Here is a 17,942-nt window from a genome sequence, read left to right on the forward strand (position 1 = left end):
TGCTTCTTGTTTTATGAGAAAAATTAAATTTTAGCCCAGTTGTTATCTAGTGTAGCATTACCTAATGTAATTTTCTCTGCAGAGAATGTAATCTCAGTAGTCATTGGAGTTTCAGCCAAAGCGTCTAACTGCTCACTAAAGAACACAATAAAAGCGTTTTCAAAAGTAAGTTCTTTCATTACCTGCTCAGAGTCAGCTTTGAAAAATTTCACTTTTCCGCTTACTGGTTTGTGCTGGCTGTTTACCGCTTGTTCGATAACTGTAGTGTTGTCTGTAGATTTTACTCTTAAGTTTAATCTTCCTCCTTTAATTTCAGAAGAAACAGCTCCTTTACCGTCAGTATGTCTCAACATATCAACTTTTGAAAATAATACTTGGTACTCGTTTCCTTCGAATTCTAAAATTGATTTAAATGCCATAATAAAAAATTTAAGTTGTTAAATAAAGTTTTTCAGAATCCTCTTTCTTTTTGTGTGACTAGTATGAACAAAAAAAAAGAGGTATTCTACATGATTTTAGAATACCTCTTTTTGTACTAACGTACTTTTTTTAATTGCTTCTTGTAGGAAGATGAGGGTGATTCGCAATCAATATTTGTACGAATATACAAATACATTTTTAAAAAACAAGTCAATTCGTAATCTTTTTCATAAGAATTAAGAAAAAAAAGAGGCCTTTTAATTTTACAAATGTAAGAATCCAGCATTCATAAGGGCTGACAGAAAATTCATCTGTTTTAAAAAAACAAATAGCAACTGCAAAAAACAATCTAATAGTCCAAAAATATTTTTTCAACATTCCTTTTACTTCTTCACCTAACCCCCGTAAACACAAAAAGAGATATTCTGCATAATTTTTAGAATACCTCTTTTATCTGTTTTTTTTACTAATTCACTTTAATCTGTAACATTTTTCATAAAAAATAACAGAATAAATCCCAGCAGCACAACGGTTATGTGCAGGACTATTGAATTGACCTGTGGCTGTAAAGAATTGACCTGGTTTTTTAAGTCTAAAGTTGCTGTGGTATGAATTTCATTAATTTTGTTCACCTGCTTTTGCAATGAATCTATGGTCTTGTTCAAATACAAAATATTCTGATGCTGATTAGAAAACAGTCTTTTCACTTCTTTATCAGACAGCGCTCTTTTTTTTCTAATCACTCCTGTTTTAGGTTCTTTTAGTGTCAATTCGCTAACGTCTTCAATTTTATTATTGTTTACGGCAAAACTGTCATTTAACTTGTTTACTAAGAAAAAAATAAACACAATATAAGAAAGCAAAAACGTAGGCAGTATGTACTGAATAAATATTTCAAGCGCTTTGGGCTTTGCGGCATTGTGTATATTGTTTATCGTACTGTAATTGGTAAAAAAAATAGGCTCTTGTTTTTTTTCTTTGTGTAGCCTCTCCGTTTTAAATTTTTCTTCTAAATCAATTAGTTCAAAACGATCGAGGCTGTACAAACCTAAATTCTCATTTAATTTTTTATGATGTACCATCCAATTGAGTACTTCTTCTATCTGATATTCTGTAATACTGGGATTTTTAAGCCTCCACAAAATTTCTTTTTTTGTAAACTCGCACGGTTTCCCTTTGCTTTCAAAATAAAATAACTCTAAAATTATTTCATGCAAAGGTTTCGTCATTTCTATTGTATTGATAAGTTCCATAATCGTTATTTTATAGTAGCATATTTTTCGATATATAATAGTGTTTGAGCTGAGACTCCTCATCAAAAACCTCAAAAGCACTATTTCTGACCATTTTCTCTAAGGCTTCAACTTTAGCATTTAAACCTATAAAGAGAGCCCTGAATTCGGCCGGTTTTCTCTTAAACTTTCTGATATCTTTAATTCTTATAGTATGCAGATCAGAACTGTTTACAAATACTCTAGTCTTAAAATAAAACAGATCTGCTAAAGAATTTCTGTTTCTCAATGGTTCTGTCCTTCTGATAATTGAGGCAAATGTATAGCACCTGTCTTTAAAATTCAGAATCTCTACCTTATCAATATTCTCATTCGTGTATTCTTTGCTTACTAACTCCCGATAATTTTCAATAAGCTGCTTAATTTCATTTTCGGTCAGTAAAATGTGTACTTTACTTTCTAAATCATTATCCAACGAATCTTTTGCATTTATCGCAAAGGTTTCGTTCTTATACTTTTTAGGTACATCAGTACTTACACTGTCTTTTAAAGGAGAATTTTCGATAATATTTTTTACGGTTATACTCGGCTGACTTCTTAAAAAACTAAATTCATTTTTATACTGAGTCAGTGATTTTAGCAATGCATTGTTTGTCTTGATCGTTTTACTGATCACGGTATCAATGGCCTTGTTTATCGTTTCAGGAGTAAGCTCCCCGTTTAACTTAGGAAATACAATTCCGCCATTAAAGTTACTTTTTAAAGGAGCGTTGTAGATATACTCATTATCCGCTTCGCCATTGTAAACAAATTCATCATTTTTAGGAACCAGTTTTGGATCTACATAATAGTTCTGAATGTATTTTTTGTTGGCATTACTGGCATCACTTAAATAGGCCTTACTTTGCGAAATAAAATCCTGATTATCCGAACTGTTTTCATTTCTAAAAAGGATGTACAATAACTTGGCATTATTCTTCGCCAATGCGCTCATATTGTCCTGTAAAACGGTATTTATAGATCCGTCTAATCCTGCGAGTATAAAAAAATTGTTTTCGTAATTGGGTCCCGCACTCAGAAACTGCGTAATATTTATGTTGTTATTGGGTAAAATATTTTCATTTGTAATTTCTTCCGGTGTTTTGATACTTTTTTTCAATTAAATCAAACCACTTCGAAAATGAGGATGCTCTGAGCAAATAATAACTTTTGGACTTGCCTTTTGCTATAAACGAGTACGTAAAATTGTAATTGGCGTACAAATCACTGCTCGTTGTTAGTTTTAGATTTTGCAATGCCGAAAGTGTTTTTTTCAGGTATTGTTTGGTACTGCCGTTATTCTCAAAAACGTAAAAAAAGTTAATGGTCTTACTTTGCAAATCAATCTGTTCGATTGTCTTTATGGTAATATCATCCCCCTTTAAATTTGTAATTTTATTTTTGTCATGGTTCCAGACATTTACAGGTAATAAAATTTTAGTGGTATTATCGAATCCGACAGCATCACTGGATTGGTTTTCATTTACGAAAAAGGTGTTCCTGTACAATTCATTTGCATGAAAGTTGATTTTACCCGAAGAAAACTTCAACGTATCGGCAGGATTCAGTTTCACCACCACATTGTCTGTTATGGGATTCAGATATTGCAAAGGAACCCAACCAAACTTAAAATTAGCGGTGTCTTTTGGCATCAAATCATCAGAATTGGACACAAAAGCTGAATTTGCCGTTTTGTTTATGTTGTAAACGTAAACGAAGTCATTTAGTTTAATCCCCTTTTTTGTTGCGGTTTCTAAGTTAGGATCTCCCTTTAACAAAAGAGTACTTTTTTTGACGTTGTTGTTACTGTTTACTAAATTGTCCAGCGTATTACAAGCCACAAAATACTTTACATATTTTAAGTTAACCTGATTCTGAATGGCTCTTCCATATTCCAGTACATTGTCTTTTTTAATCCATCCCAGGTACTGTACTTCTTTAGCTTTAGAGAAATGGTTGTCTTTACTTCTTAAAGCAGAGAATGTTCCTTTAGGTTTTCCAATCAGTTTTTTATCCGCAACGACCACTTCGTAGTAATTCTTATCTTCATCAATAACATACATTGGGGTCAAAATAGCGGCCTTATTTTTTACTTTAGCGCTATAAGGTTCCTCGTAAATTTTGTTCTCATTTCGATCTGAAAAAACCATTTTCAGTTCTGGTTTTTTATTTTCTTTTTGCTCCTGGTTATCGTAAGTATTAACTGTTTCACCTGTTTTTTTAAGAACGTTTGTACTGTTCTTAACCTGCGAAAAAATAGTATTTGCAATCAATAAACAAATTAAAGACGTGTATCGAAGTAAAATGCTGCTTTTCATCTATTACTTTGTTTTATTTTTAGTTTTTTGGGTAATATTGATCTGCTTAAAGCACTTAATATTATCTAATTTCACATCCTCAATTATAGTTTCATTGCCTTCCAGATAATGAAGTCCCTGACAGTAACTTAAAAAATCGTTGTATTTTTCTTCGTTGACTACTACCACGACATCAGACAAATCATTACAGATGTATTTATTTTTCAGATAATTAACCTGCTCTCTGTACGTTTTGGTATCTCTTGCTCCCAAATTAGCAATGGTCTGTAGTCTTTTTTTAATATCGTTTAATACAATACCTGACGAATCTACAGCCTCCGGTTCTTTGAAAGGTTCGTACAATTGTAACACTTCAATTACTTTTGTTATCGGATACTTCGTTTTGTCTGTTTCGAGCTTTACCGTATAAATTCCCGGCTGGGTAAAAATATAAATGGCTTGTTTTTCATAAGAATCTATGGTTCCCGTTTCGCCAAATTCCCAATACCAATTATTAGAACTCGGAGAATATCCGGTAAACACAATTTCCTCGCCTACATAACCAAACTCCGGACAAAATATCTTGGTGATCGAATCTCTTGCCGTCAATCTTCTGCCGTTTACGATATTAATTTGCTTTGAAAAATCAAACTTGTCGTCAATTTTTAAGGTAACTAGATACTTTCCAGCTTTGTCATAAGTATAGTTTACACTTCCTTTACTAACAATTGAATCACCGTTTCCAAAATACCAAACGGCTTTTTTATCTGATATTAAAGTGCTGTCATTTATTTTAAAAGATAATTCCTCGTTTAATTCATACTGGTGATTACTATTGTCGTCAACAATCGAAAAATCAAGATTACTTAATCGTTTATTATAAGGGAATAGCAGTGCTACTATCACTAAAATTACCGCAATACAAGACAAGAGGATAACTACTGTTCTATTTTTAATGTTCATTTTTAAAATCTGCTTTACATTCGTTAAGACTTGTCTGTACCAGAGTATCGTTCTTTTTCACCGTACTTTCTTCCAGGTTTATCTCTAAAAAAACATTTAATAAGTTCCCGCCGATTAAGCAAAAATTATAGGACGAATGAAATTCGTTGTCTTTATAAAGTTGTTTGTACTCTGAAATATTTCTTTTTACTTCGTCGATACGCTGTACCTGATTAATGTCGTATTTTATCGTATCAATGGTTTTGAAAATTAATTTCGATTTATTGGCATAGTCTACCTTAATCTTCTGCATTTTTTCATAATCATTAATTCTGTTCAGCATATCCGTATTATTAAAATCCGGTGTCTTCAGTAAAAACTTGGTAAGACCAATAAATATGACACAGGCGCTAATGATAAATAATAAATTGAACTTTGCTTTCTTCCAATAGGTTTCGTCAAAAATTATTGCCTTCTTCATGATTTGGTGCTATTTTTTTTATTTTCGAGTTTATGTTTTTCAATACAATTTTTAAGCTGATTACTTTTGATTTCGTAGCTTGTTGCTGCTTCTTTTAAAACATCAATCTTAGTTTGTATGCGCTGCAATTCAACCAAAAGTTCCTCATACAAACCAAAAGAATTGGTCAGATTTGTTTTTGATTTTTGAATCTCGTTATTGATTGCAAATCTTTTTTCGTTGATCAGAGACTGGAGATTTTTACGTTCATTTAAAGTTCGGTCCTTAAATCTTAAGTCATTGATTTCGATCAGAATTTCACCCAGAAGCAAGTTCATTTCGCCCTGTTTTACTGCAATATCATTGTAGTATTTGTGTTTTTGCTCTAACTCGGCAGCACCTTTATTTGCCGTTATCAGCGTAATAAAAAGACAGCCGAAAATAAAGGCAGACGTTGTAAAAAAAAGGATTAAAAACCTGCGTTTTTGAGTCGCTATTTTAGGAGAATTAAGTGGTTTCATAGCGCTATGTTTAATCTAATATTGACCATGTATTGCTTTTTGGTGCTGCCACTTTCGTTTCCTCACTAATTACAATGTTCTCTTTTCTGATTCCGATATACTCCAGTTCACTTAATTTTTGCCATAAGCGCTTCAAAATTCCTAAAAACTGATTCAGTTTTTCAAGTGTTTGGGCGATATCGTTGTGGTCGTATACGGCACTTTTTGCTTCAAACAATACACTCAATAACTCTGAAGGTTTTACATCAATCCATTCATAATAGTACTGCAGCAACACCTCTTTTTCTTTGTCATCCATTAAAGTCAATGTCGAAATAAGATGATTTGCTAAAACAATTATTCGGTCAAACATGTAAACCGGAGATTCCTCCGGAGCGACATTTTTAAGATAAAAACAGTTTTCTGAATAATACCCGATTATTTTGGCACATAAACTAAAGGTGTTCGAAACCAATCTGTTATTAGAAGAGTTTTGCACATTTTTTTTATGAATTTTAATTGAGAAATCATTCAGTTGATACAATTCAGTGTTTACTTTCGCTATAAACTGATTCAGGATTTCATTGTTTTTAGTCTTAACAACAGGAGCGATGTACTTGTTGTCTTCAATAAAAGTTCCGTTTTGGAATATTATTTTTTTGACAATTAAAAAATAACCCGATAAAAAATTATCATTTACCTCTTTTTTATTGATGATGTGTAATTTGATTTCCGGAAGGGCATGCGGATGGTGCAATGGAATGATTTCGGGATCAGGAATACCTACAGGAATTAAATCATAAGGATTAACAGAAACAATAACATAATAATGCTCAAAAGAATTTCGATCTAAGTCGTTGGCATTAATACTTACTTCCGGAAGTTTGGTGCCATAAATATCCTGATTAAAAGAAATGATATGACCGTTTTTAGCAATTACTTCGCATTTTTTTAGGTAGGCAACAAGCTGTCCTCCCTCAATTTTTATCTCAATGTCTATCGATTTATTTCCCGCCGGCTGGATACAGCCATAATTAAAATTGTTTAACTGAACTTTATTATAATCACTTACAATTGTTACGTAATTGAAATAATTATTGATAAAATGGTCTTTCGTAAGTTTTACACCGTCTGTCCAGTTGATTGGTAAATGAATGTTTGATTTCATAATCCTGAAGTTTGTTTTGTGGTATTTGTTAATCTCTTTTCCCTTTTTTGCCCAAATGGCTTTAAAGAAAAAGATGTGGTATTTAATTATTCATCCAGACCGTTTTCATGTCTGTTTAAAGCAACTCTTTTAGCAAAAATGGTTTGTTTATTTTTCAATTTACTTTCAGAAATGGTTCTGTAAGGACTCAAATTCTTGATAAACAAAGGAAAGCTGAAGTATTTTGCCGTATAAAAAGTCCAACCCGTATCTTCATTTTCTGCACTGGATTCGATGGCATCATTTGGGAATCTGTAATTCTGGTCTTCTATAAACTTATCAAACCAACTCCCCAGATTGACGTCCTGAGCAATTTTTACATCAAATTTTGAAAAGAATTCAGAATTGGCTTTTTTTCTGATGTGTATGGACACCTGCATGAGGCGGAACTTATCGATATTATCCCAATATTCGAAATCCTTGCGTTCTTTTCCCACTCTCCAGTATTCGTAGAAAGGCTCAGGAATTTGCAGGTATTTGTTCTTTGATTCCTGAAAAAAGATAGGTACAAACAGCCACAAAACATTAAGCATACTGATGTGAGCATAACTCGATATGGCGATATAGTTGAAAGCGAGATAATAAATCCAGGAGGAGAGAATTGCTATTATTAAAAACATAAACACTTTGGCCAGAACATTATTCTGTATCCCCACTTTTTGAAATAAAGCTGTATTCATGAAATACACCAATGCGATTCCAAGTATGATGTAGTAGATAACCGAAAATAATAAGCCAAACCAGATAAATTCATTGTTAAAAAAAGCAAACAAACAGGGTAAAGCTGCTATAATCGAAAAACATAAAGTAAATATTATGGCCGCTTTTGTTTTGATTTTCACATTCGAAAACTGGCTCATAATCAGCGTTATGATTAAAATCAAAAACGGAGCTAATAGGTATTTTAAGAAAAAGGGTAGTATTGTATTCATATCTGAATGTTATCTCATTATTATGGTTTAAAAATTATAAAATGGTATTTATGCCCAAATAGTTCTCGTTCAGTTTGATGCCTAACTGATAATTATTAAAAAAGACGATATCAATTTTTCTGTTACTAATGATAAAATACTCTAATACTTTACGCGTTAGGTTCATCTTACGTTCTAGTATCTTATAATCTATATTTCCTTCAAAATATAGCGCAACTTCTACATCGTCTATCTCGCTTTCTACCGCTCCGCAAAGTCCCAGATTGAATCCTAATGTTCCTTCACTTAATTCCAAAAAAGGAGAATTGGTGAAAACATGCTTCTTGTATTTTAACTTGACTACATTACCCAATAAAGTTTCCAGTACTTTCTCCAGTTCCGGAAGATTCTCTTTTAGTTTATCTGCTTCACACAGATAAATAAAGAGATTCTTTTTTTGTGTATGAGACAAGTCAAAATCAATGGCGACTAATTCATCTACTATTTTCAGAAACAAATCAATCTTATCATTAAACAAGTGAAGACTTCTGATCGCAAAATTTGAATTTGCTGCAAAAAGCTCATTGTCAAAAGGCATAAAAAAATCTAAAGCATTATTTTCAGCTTTTTTGTTTTCTCTTACTGCTTCTACAATTTCCTTATTTGACATCGTAGAATTACTAACCGATAAGGGGTGAAAAAGTAATTCAGGTAAATTATGGTAGATGCTGTTTTTGGCCAAATGCAGCACCAGCGCCTCTTTGGTAAATCTCGAATCTTCCTGATACAGCATCGACGAGAGATCAATAGCATCTCTTGAATTGTGTCTTTTTGAAAGGCCTTTGTGTCTGACAAAGACTTCGGTTTCCTTTTTAAGAATATTTTGCAATTCATAAAAAAGAATTTCTCCTCTCAAATTAAAATTAAGCTGTTGTTTTAAAACTGCGATATCCTGTTCCATATCTTATTTCTTTTCCCAGATAAATTCATCTCCTTTTATATCCAGAACAATACTTTCGTTCTCCAAAATAGCTTCGGATATAATTAGTTTTGAAATGGTTTTCTTTAGATAAGTTCGTACGGTTCCCGCAATAGGTCTGGCACCGTATTTTTTAGAAAATCCTTTATTGGTCAGATATTCTAAAGCCGAATCAGATAAATCAAACGAAATATTTTTGATCGTTCTTAACTGTTCCTGCAGACGGCTAAGATGCAGTTTAAAAATAGCTTTGGCGATTTCTATATTGATCGGCGCAAATGGAACTACTTCGGTCAAACGTCCTAAAAACTCAGGTCTGAAATGCTGACTCATAATATCAATCAACTGATTGGAAGTGGGTAAATGACCGCTTTCTATCTGCTCCTGAATCCACTGGCTTCCAATATTTGAGGTAAAAATGATAATCGCATTCGAAAAATCACCTTCACGCCCCAATTTATCATGCACTTTTCCTTCGTCCATAATCTGTAAAAACACGTCGTAAACCGAACTGTGCGCTTTTTCGATCTCATCAAAAAGTACCACCGAATAAGGTTTTTGTCTGATTTTATTCACCAGCATCCCTCCTTCTTCATAGCCCACATATCCCGGAGGTGCACCATACAACAATGCAGCCGAATGTTCTTCTTTAAACTCGGACATATCAAAACGTATCATGGCATTTTCGTCATCAAACAGCAGCTCGGCAAGTGTTTTCGTTAATTCTGTCTTTCCCGTCCCGGTTGGTCCCAAAAAGAAGAACGAACCAATAGGCTGTTTCGGGTTACTCAAGCCACTTCGGGATTCGATTATGGCTTCTGAAAGTGTTTTAATAGCATGTGCCTGCCCTTTTACTCTCTCTTGTAATTTGTCTTCAATCGTTAGCAATTTCTCCTTTTCTCCTGCACTTATTTTTCCTAATGGAATTCCGGTTGCGTTTGAAACTACTGCCAAGATCTCGGATTTTTTAACCACGATGATTTTTTCTTTTGCTATGGCTTCAATATCAGCTGCTAATTTTTCGATCTCCTCAAAAGTGATTACTTCATCTTTTTGTTTTTTTGAGTTTTCAGCAGCACTAATTTTACTGGTTACCACACAACTAATTCTGTTGAATATTTCTTTTTTCAGCAAACTCATCCTTGATTCGTCGGATGGGTCAGCTTCATTTATCTGCTCTTTTATTTTTACAATTTCAACTAATGAATTGGCATTCGAAACAATTACCGACGAAGCTGTTCGGTCTAATAAATCAATGGCTCCGTAAGGCAGTTTCTTTTCTTTATAAAATCTTTTAGACAGATGAATAGCTTCTTCTATAATTTCATCGTCAATCCCTATTTTATAATGTTTTTCTAATTTATTTTTATAAATCCCCAGACATTCCACTAATAAAGCGTGGTCCAGTTCTTCGATAAAAATATTTTCAAACTTTCCGTCAATAGTCGTTCCTTCAATCGATTTTCGATACGAATCTGAATCAATAGAAGCAATAATGTTAATCGTCCCTTGAGTTAACTGCGTATTGATGATATTGATTACCGCATTTGATTTTGAGCTTGATGAATTTAACAACACCTGTATGTCATCAATAAAAAGAATGCTCTTTCCGTTCTTGGATAATTTTTCGAAAATTTCAATCAATTTCTTCGAAACCTCGTTTTCACCATTGCAATTGGCAACAAGTTTAGCTACGTTTAAAGAAAGTACCAGCGTTTCTTCAAAAAAATTAGGGTCTGTTTCATGCAAACTGGAAATCAGATTTTTTATAATACTTGTTTTTCCAATACCCGACTCTCCAATCAGTAAAATTCCGTGATTTTCGTATCGTTCAATGTTTTCAAGTATCAGTCTAACTTCCTTATTTCGTCCAATAATGGCACTTCCCTCTTCGATTATATTTTTTCTGTAGAGCGTATCACAATAATTAATATCAACGGTTTCTTCTTTATCGTCATTATCGACGAGACTAAAACTTTTTTGAGTATTACGAAGCCCAAAATGTTTTAAAAGTTCTTTATCGCTTAAATTTAAACCGTCGATCTGTTTATCACTGTACACCAATCCGGGTTTAATAATGGCGATAAAAACGCAAAAAGCATCGATAGAATCTGATCCTAATCTGATTTTATTGAAATTCGATTCGGTAAAGACATTTTCAATCTCTGCATCGGCAATAATAATATTATCATTGCTTTGAGTCGAAGTGTATACTTCCTTTCTTACGTCAAACCATTCTCTTATGTAATCTATGTCTTTTGATAATGTTTTTAAAACCTCTGTCAATCCCGTTGGCTCATATAACAATGCATAGGCTAAATGCGGAACACCATAAGTGCTATGTCCATCCTGAATGGCCAACGATTTAGCAGATTTAATGGCAGATAGTAAGCTGGGGCTGTAATCTAATTCATTCATAACTTTAGTTTATGGTAATTTGAAATGGGATGTTCATCACGGATTGTTTCTCTAAGGTTTCCTTTAAAAACAATCCTATTTTTTGCTTGTTTTCTATCTGTAAAGCGTACTTATCCTGCAAAATAACTTTTACATCAATCGTTCTGAATACTCCTTTTTTTCTCTCATTGCTAATGCCCACTCCATCTGTAATCAGTACCTCTTTTGTAATGTTTCTTAAATGATAATGAACCGCAGATTTTATGTCTTGTTTCGTTACCAGTCGCTCTTTGGATAAAAAACCATATCGAAGATTGATTAATTTCTCGACTTTGTTATTTCTATAAATTCCGCCAAGGGAAGTCGTCTCAAAAAAAGTAGAATCCTGAACTAATTCAGATAAGACCGTTTGTTTTAAAACAGTACCTTTTTTTAAGTTATTAGCCACCTGACCGTTCGAAGTCCAATACGAACAGTACAAAATTTTAGATTTATCGGTTTCATGAATCAGAGCATAAACTTCCTCTTCGTTCACCTGACTGTAACTGCTAGTAATTTTACTTTCAATTGAATTGATTTCTTCATTGATTTTAGTCATTGTCGCATCAATATAATCGGCATTGATGTTCGAAAATGAACTGATGTCTTCACGTAAAGCTCTCGCTAATTTTTTAAGGAAAAACTTTGCCGTTCTGGAATCGTAATTCTCTAATCCGCCATAAAAAACGGTATAGGTATTTGAAGTGATAGCGTTAGGCTGCTTGATACCATTGATGAATTCGATGTTTTTTTCGTTAAAAACTTTCATCACATCCAAAAAGTGTGTGTTTCTCTCTGCCTTCATCGGAAACAGACGTCCTTCTACCTGAGCATTATGAACTCTGTTGTTCAGTTTTCGGTTGACGATCGGAAATGTGTTGATCTTTATCTGAATTTTATCAAGTTCCTGTTTGGTAAAGATTTCAGGAAATACGAACTCTAACCAAATAAGTTCGGTATTCTTTTTAGCCGATTTTAATGCTTCTTTTTCAATGTTGAATTTATCGAGTAAAGACTCGTAAACCAACTTCTCGGGATTGAGTTTTAACTTGTAAATAAAATTTTTATAGTAGGATTTTATCGCTTCAACGTAATGCTTGTTGTCCTGAACTTCCGTAAAACTTTCATTTTCAAAATCAATAGCATTTCCGTGAGTATCTCTTACCGTAACAAACTGTAAAAAAGCATCTAACGAGGAATTCTCTGTAACAAATGTAAATTTCAAAGAATTTAATTTCTCCAGATTTTCTTTTGAAATATCCAGTCCAATCCACATTCTGTGATCAGAAATTTTACAATGCACCGGCAAACGATTCACATTTTTAAAAGAATCGATCAATAAGGAATCATAGAGCTGAAAACCGACCTCACCCTCTATAATGTTTTCGTTGGTAAAGGGAGTAAAATGAATATCATAATCAACGTTGGTTGCGAAAGTCGATTTTATAATAAATTCGGCATCACTGTTGAGTACCACAATACCATTTGTTGCTGCTGTACTTGCTAAAGCGTGAGCCGGCATAGGTAAATTCCATTGACTTGGCACAATTTCCTGAGCAATGCGTTCAATAATTTTATTATCAGATTCGATTCCTTCGTGATACAAATAATAAAGTTCATGAACAAAAACGTCTAATAACATCATGACCAAAGGGTCGGCCATGTTAATATTTTCAATTCCCCAGATCTCTAAACACTTTTTTTGTATTCTATTTTTTATTTCAATAAACTTAACGTCTTTCATATTTTGTACTATTGAGAAATTGGGCTTATATTCAATTTGGTGTGAAAGCTAAATGGCATCAGACTTTCGATAATGTCACCTTTTACGACTATGTTTGCTTTTCTTCTTATGCTTGATCCCAGCTCTGTATTATCAATTTCATCTAACGAAATAGTGACTTCACTTAAGGTTAATCTCCTCTCAAATTCAGTAATCGACTTTAACAGGGATTTTCTAACCAAATCCTCCCAATCTCTTTTCTTTATATGCTGATTAAACTCCAGGTCCCAGATGACAGATCCATAATTTGGGATCTCCGGAATCTCTCCAAAGGAAGTGGTAATAATCATCATAATGTTATAAGCAATCGATTCCTCTATCTTACAAAAATTATCCTGTGAACCTCTCACCAAAGACTTAAAATTAACAGGGTATTTCAGGTATTTCATCTTTTGTCGAAATTAAGTTGTTTTTTATAAAACTAAAGCTTTAATTTTTAATTTTAACACATTGCTACAAAACTCCAAATAAAATACTTACAAATCAATATTATTTTAAAGTATTTTTTTACTAGTTTTACAAAATCAACTAAAAATCTTATAAAATTATGAGCATGTTCAATTATGGTATTGGTGGCAATGAAGTAAAAGTTGACGCCAGTGAATCAATTTTGGAAATTCCTTCGAACAGAACATTACTAATTCAAAAACTTACAAATGAGCAGCCGGTTGGACCCGAAGCTGTCTATGATTTGCAGACTGTAGAAGCGGTTTTTGAGAAGTACAAACCTAGCGTAGACTTTGAATTTACAACGGAACAAGGTTCCGATTTAAACGAATCGATGGTCTTCCAAAACTTAGGAGATTTTGGAGCAAAATCAATAAAAGAAAACAGTCCTTTTCTTAATAAATTAAACACTGAAAAGGAACAAGCGTATAAAATTGTTCGCCAGCTTTCGAGCAACAGAGCTTTAATAAAAGCGATCCAGGATCCGGCAGTTAAAGAAGCAGTAATCGAATTACTTCAAAACGCTAAGAACGAAATTAACAACAACAAACAGTAAATATGGCAACTCAAACTAAAGAACAAAAAGTTCAAGGTTCTTCAAGCGAACAATTAGTACAAGACTCCCCAAGCAAAATAAACCTGTTAAACGAATATGGAGGTTTTGCTTTCTTAGAAAACGTAATCGACGGATTATCAAACTTAAACCCAACCAGAAAAGCTAGAAAAAATATCTTTCTTAACGATGCTCAATGGGAAAGCGAGAGAACAACTCTTAATAACAGACTTGATTTGTGGCTGGATTTACTAAAAGGAAATGATTCTGTTGAATCAATGATCGAAGTGGCCAATGCAAAAGCAACATCAGCAGATGCAACATTAAATAAAAACCTGAAATACGCCTTAAACACTACAAGAGAATTAGAAACTTCTTATCGTAGTGTCGCTTTATTCTATAAAAATGCCGAAAGCGATAAAATCAAGAACGTAACGATCGTAAACGCTGATATAACGCAATTAAAAGATTTAGACAATACTTTGTTTATTGATTATGTTTCGAATGAATTAAAGCAAAATTTTGACCGTCTTGATTTGAGAAAAAACTACTCTATACTTTCAGTTCCGGGATATTTAGGTTCTAACGCTGTTTTAGAAAAATGGTCTAAAATAGCTCACGAGAATAAAACAGTATTACTTACTGACTTCCAGGATCTTGAAACTCCGGATGATGTTATCGATATCTTCTTCAATGCGAATCACACTGGTGGTGATGTGTACAAATCAAACACTATTATGACTTGTAACTATTTGTTAGGAAGAAGTAAAAATAACGAAGTTGGAGAAGAGGACAATCTTTATGTACCACCATCGACTTCTTTAGCAGGCAAAATATACAAAACATTGATGTCTCAGGTAGTTGCCGGTAAAAAATTCGGAGGCTTAAACGAGGTAGAAAGTGTTCGTTTTGACCTGAAGAAAAGCGAAATCTCAGAAATTGAAAAAATGGGATTGGTACCAATGGTTAATGAGTACAGTAAAATTATGGCTTTCTCGGCTAAAACATTGTTCAACGGAGACAACTTAGGTTTACAAACCTACTCTGTAGTACGTGTATTCGACCATATTACCAAAGTACTTTTCGATTTCTTAAACAGAAGAGCTTTCGAGAACTGGACTACCAGAACTGAAGCCGATTTAAGAAGCCAAATCATTAAGTTCCTTGACGGAATCAAAGGACCTACTAATCTTATTGAAAAGTTTACAGTAATGAAAATTGAGCAGGATAAAACTCAAAAAGACAGAATCTTACTTGATATCCACATCACACCATACTTCCCGGCTAAAAGTTTCGTAATTCAATTAGACGGACACAAAGGAGATGGTCCTGAAGAAGCTGTTTGGCATAGTGACTACAAACAGGTCTAATTCATTTCTACCCTAAAATCTACCCCAAAAAATACTCTTTTGGGGTTCTTTTTTTTACTGGTCACCTAAACAAAACAGAATTCGTATAATACACTCTTCAACGTTTATAATGATAGTTCCTCTGAGAAATAAACTATATTCGTTATTAATTAAACCTCAATTAGATTTAATTTCACTAAATAAACCAACTAAATAAGGGCAATGGAAGAGCTTCTTGCATTTATAAACAGTTTTCAGGCACTGGATCAAGAGACCGAAAAGGCAATAAAAAACTTATTTAAAGAAGAATCCTACAAGAAAAATGAGGTTATTATAAAAGAAAAACAAATTTGCCCCAAAATTTACTTTATAAAATCCGGTTCAGTACGAAGATTTTTTTATAATGACGGAGAAGAGGTAACTAAATGGATTTATACCGATCATCAATTCATCACTTCATTGAGTAGTTTTTTTGAACAGAAACTCTCATTTGAGCTTTTTCAGGCATGTGAGGACACCATACTTTATTCATTATCTCATACAGATGAACAAATTCTATTAGAATATCCATTATTTTCTAAATTCTATATTAAGCTGCTTAGAATTTATCTTTCAAAATTGAACGAGTTTCATCATTTTTATAAATCCATGAATGCTCAGGATAAATATTTCTATTTATTAAATTCATTTCCTCCTATTATTGCAAAATCAAAACTAAAACATATTGCCTCGCTTATCGGTGTAAGTCAGGAGACATTGAGCAGAATCAGATCTTCAATTAATTGATTTTACATCAAGAAAAAATCATTATATTTTTCCAACATTTGCTTTTCATATAAAGACAATCAAATTGAAAAATATAACTATAGGCAAAAATGCAATTATTGGAACAAATGTTCATATTGGCAATTACACTACTATTGAAAATGATGTAATTATTGGTGATAACACCTGGATCGGCAATAATGTAAACCTACTTGACGGCGCGAGAATCGGCAGGAATTGCCAAATACATTCCAATGCAGTATTATCAGGAATCCCACAAGATTTAAAATACAAAAACGAATATAGTACGCTGGAAATAGGAGACAACAATATTATCCGAGAATTTGTTACTATAAACAAAGGAACTCAATCAAAACAAAAAACAGTAATTGGGAATCATAATCTAATCATGTCCAACACTCACATCGGACATGATTGTTTCATCGGGAATAACTGCATTATAGGTTTTAATGTGGGAATGGCAGGAGAAGTAAAGGTCGGTGATTACGCAAATATCAGCGGATTAACAGCAATTCATCAATTTTCGATTATTGGGGAAAATACTATGATTAGCGGCATGAGTCGTATTGTCAAAGATATACCACCGTACATACTCGTTGCACGTGAACCTTTAAGTTTTGCAGGGTTGAATACCATTGGCTTAAGAAGAAGAGGGTTTAAGATCGAAAAAATACAAGAACTACAAGAAATATATCGTATTATCTTTCAGCAAAAGAGAAATACTTCTCATGCATTAGACTTTATAGAAAAGCACATGAAGCAAACTTATGAACGTGATAAAATATTAGATTTTATAAAAAATTCATCCCGTGGAATTGTAAAAGGAAATAGCATTTAATCATACCAATATCTCTTATTTAAATATCTATCTATTAAAGACAACAATTATTATGGCGTTCCCCTTTGGGTCGGGCTGTCCGCTAAATCTTTTGCGATAGAAATTTCAGAGGATTTTAAATGTGCGGTAATCGCAAAAGGATATCGCTTCCATCCCTAACGCAGTCTATGATAAAAAGAATATTTAAAGAAAAAAAGAACTAAAGTTTTTAACCGCAAAGTCCGCAAAGGTATACGCAAAGCACGCAAGGAAAAAGGGCTGAAAGCCCGAAATGCGAAGCACTATGAACCAAAATGAACAATAAACATCGCCCTAAAAGGGCAAAAACCCATACACCTAATAAAAAATCCGTTCTAATCCGCGTTTTCGCCTAGCGAATCCGTATTCATCCGCGTACTTTTTTAACCGCAAAGAGCGCGAAGATTTACACAAAGCGCATAAGGATTTAAAACTAGTATAAAACAAAAAACCCTATCCGATTTGGATAGGGTTCTTCAAAAGAAAGGCGACGACATACTCTCCCACATAACTGCAGTACCATCTGCGCAGGCGGGCTTAACTTCTCTGTTCGGTATGGGAAGAGGTGAGCCCCGCCGCAATAACCACCTTAAGGCTGTTAGTTGCTTGGGCAACTTTTTAATTGACAATTGATAATTAACAACTGATAATTAAAACAATATTTTAACATACTGAGATAAAGAAACAAATAAGTTTTTTTCTTAAGAAAGTTCTCTCCCTCCGATTGCTCGGAGGGAAAAGTGCG

At 33.3% G+C, this 17,942-nt stretch carries 17 protein-coding genes and 1 rRNA gene; 4 read left to right on the top strand and 14 right to left on the bottom strand.

The features are described from left to right. Positions 1-23: 23 nt before the first annotated feature. From tssD to C245_RS0109560, 13 genes are all read right to left on the bottom strand, one after another. On the bottom strand, positions 24-419 hold the full coding sequence (tssD, locus tag C245_RS0109495) for a type VI secretion system tube protein TssD (RefSeq protein WP_017496361.1): 396 nt from the start codon (positions 417-419) through the stop codon (positions 24-26). A 477-nt stretch (positions 420-896) separates the two neighbouring features. Beyond that, positions 897-1,673, bottom strand: a complete 777-nt coding sequence (locus C245_RS0109505; protein ID WP_017496363.1) for a DUF5457 domain-containing protein — start codon at positions 1,671-1,673, stop codon at positions 897-899. A 10-nt stretch (positions 1,674-1,683) separates the two neighbouring features. After that, the gene (locus tag C245_RS24705) at positions 1,684-2,811 is read right to left on the bottom strand and encodes a type VI secretion system protein TssR domain-containing protein (RefSeq protein ID WP_020480216.1); all 1,128 of its coding nucleotides are present in this window, start codon (positions 2,809-2,811) and stop codon (positions 1,684-1,686) included. Continuing rightward, positions 2,771-4,009 (bottom strand): type VI secretion system protein TssR domain-containing protein, encoded by a 1,239-nt coding sequence (gene tssR, locus C245_RS24710; protein ID WP_157495807.1) that lies wholly within the window; start codon positions 4,007-4,009, stop codon positions 2,771-2,773. The genes C245_RS24705 and tssR overlap by 41 nt, the downstream gene beginning before the upstream one ends. A 3-nt stretch (positions 4,010-4,012) precedes the next feature. Beyond that, positions 4,013-4,951 carry a PKD domain-containing protein gene (locus tag C245_RS0109520; RefSeq protein ID WP_017496364.1) on the bottom strand — a complete coding sequence of 313 codons (939 nt, stop codon included), beginning with the start codon at positions 4,949-4,951 and terminating at the stop codon, positions 4,013-4,015. Next, the gene (gene tssO, locus C245_RS0109525) at positions 4,941-5,411 is read right to left on the bottom strand and encodes a type VI secretion system TssO (protein ID WP_017496365.1); all 471 of its coding nucleotides are present in this window, start codon (positions 5,409-5,411) and stop codon (positions 4,941-4,943) included. Before tssO ends, C245_RS0109520 begins: the two co-directional genes overlap by 11 nt. Then, positions 5,408-5,911: a hypothetical protein gene (locus C245_RS0109530; RefSeq protein ID WP_017496366.1), complete on the bottom strand. Its 504-nt coding sequence runs from the start codon at positions 5,909-5,911 to the stop codon at positions 5,408-5,410. The genes tssO and C245_RS0109530 overlap by 4 nt, the downstream gene beginning before the upstream one ends. Before the next feature lie 10 nt (positions 5,912-5,921). Continuing rightward, positions 5,922-7,058: a hypothetical protein gene (locus tag C245_RS0109535; protein ID WP_017496367.1), complete on the bottom strand. Its 1,137-nt coding sequence runs from the start codon at positions 7,056-7,058 to the stop codon at positions 5,922-5,924. Between the two features lie 86 nt (positions 7,059-7,144). Next, entirely contained in the window at positions 7,145-8,029 is an 885-nt protein-coding gene (locus tag C245_RS0109540) for a TssN family type VI secretion system protein (RefSeq protein WP_035746441.1), read from the bottom strand. Between the two features lie 34 nt (positions 8,030-8,063). Then, a complete protein-coding gene (locus C245_RS0109545; protein ID WP_017496369.1) occupies positions 8,064-8,969 on the bottom strand; it encodes a hypothetical protein in 906 nt (301 codons plus the stop codon). A gap of 3 nt (positions 8,970-8,972) precedes the next feature. Next, positions 8,973-11,405 (bottom strand): AAA family ATPase, encoded by a 2,433-nt coding sequence (locus C245_RS0109550; RefSeq protein ID WP_017496370.1) that lies wholly within the window; start codon positions 11,403-11,405, stop codon positions 8,973-8,975. Positions 11,406-11,409: 4 nt separating this feature from the next. Next, complete coding sequence (locus tag C245_RS0109555; RefSeq protein WP_017496371.1) at positions 11,410-13,167, bottom strand: hypothetical protein; 1,758 nt, start codon at positions 13,165-13,167, stop codon at positions 11,410-11,412. An 8-nt stretch (positions 13,168-13,175) separates the two neighbouring features. Beyond that, entirely contained in the window at positions 13,176-13,595 is a 420-nt protein-coding gene (locus tag C245_RS0109560) for a GPW/gp25 family protein (protein ID WP_017496372.1), read from the bottom strand. Positions 13,596-13,753: 158 nt separating this feature from the next. Here C245_RS0109560 and C245_RS0109565 point away from each other — a divergent pair, with 158 nt between their 5' ends. The 4 genes from C245_RS0109565 (at position 13,754) to lpxA (ending at position 17,179) form a co-directional block, all read left to right on the top strand. Next, the gene (locus C245_RS0109565) at positions 13,754-14,209 is read left to right on the top strand and encodes a hypothetical protein (RefSeq protein WP_026109973.1); all 456 of its coding nucleotides are present in this window, start codon (positions 13,754-13,756) and stop codon (positions 14,207-14,209) included. Between the two features lie 2 nt (positions 14,210-14,211). After that, complete coding sequence (locus C245_RS0109570; RefSeq protein ID WP_017496374.1) at positions 14,212-15,576, top strand: DUF5458 family protein; 1,365 nt, start codon at positions 14,212-14,214, stop codon at positions 15,574-15,576. Between the two features lie 201 nt (positions 15,577-15,777). After that, entirely contained in the window at positions 15,778-16,341 is a 564-nt protein-coding gene (locus C245_RS0109575; protein WP_017496375.1) for a Crp/Fnr family transcriptional regulator, read from the top strand. Positions 16,342-16,405: 64 nt separating this feature from the next. Then, positions 16,406-17,179, top strand: coding sequence for an acyl-ACP--UDP-N-acetylglucosamine O-acyltransferase (lpxA, locus tag C245_RS0109580; protein ID WP_017496376.1), 774 nt, complete (start codon positions 16,406-16,408; stop codon positions 17,177-17,179). Positions 17,180-17,679: 500 nt separating this feature from the next. On the opposite strand, the gene rrf is transcribed toward lpxA, so the two are convergent. Then, a 5S ribosomal RNA gene (rrf, locus tag C245_RS0109585) occupies positions 17,680-17,789 on the bottom strand. Positions 17,790-17,942 lie beyond the last annotated feature (153 nt).

The organism is Flavobacterium sp. WG21 (assembly GCF_000335775.1).
GTDB classification, from domain to species: Bacteria; Bacteroidota; Bacteroidia; order Flavobacteriales; family Flavobacteriaceae; genus Flavobacterium; species Flavobacterium tructae.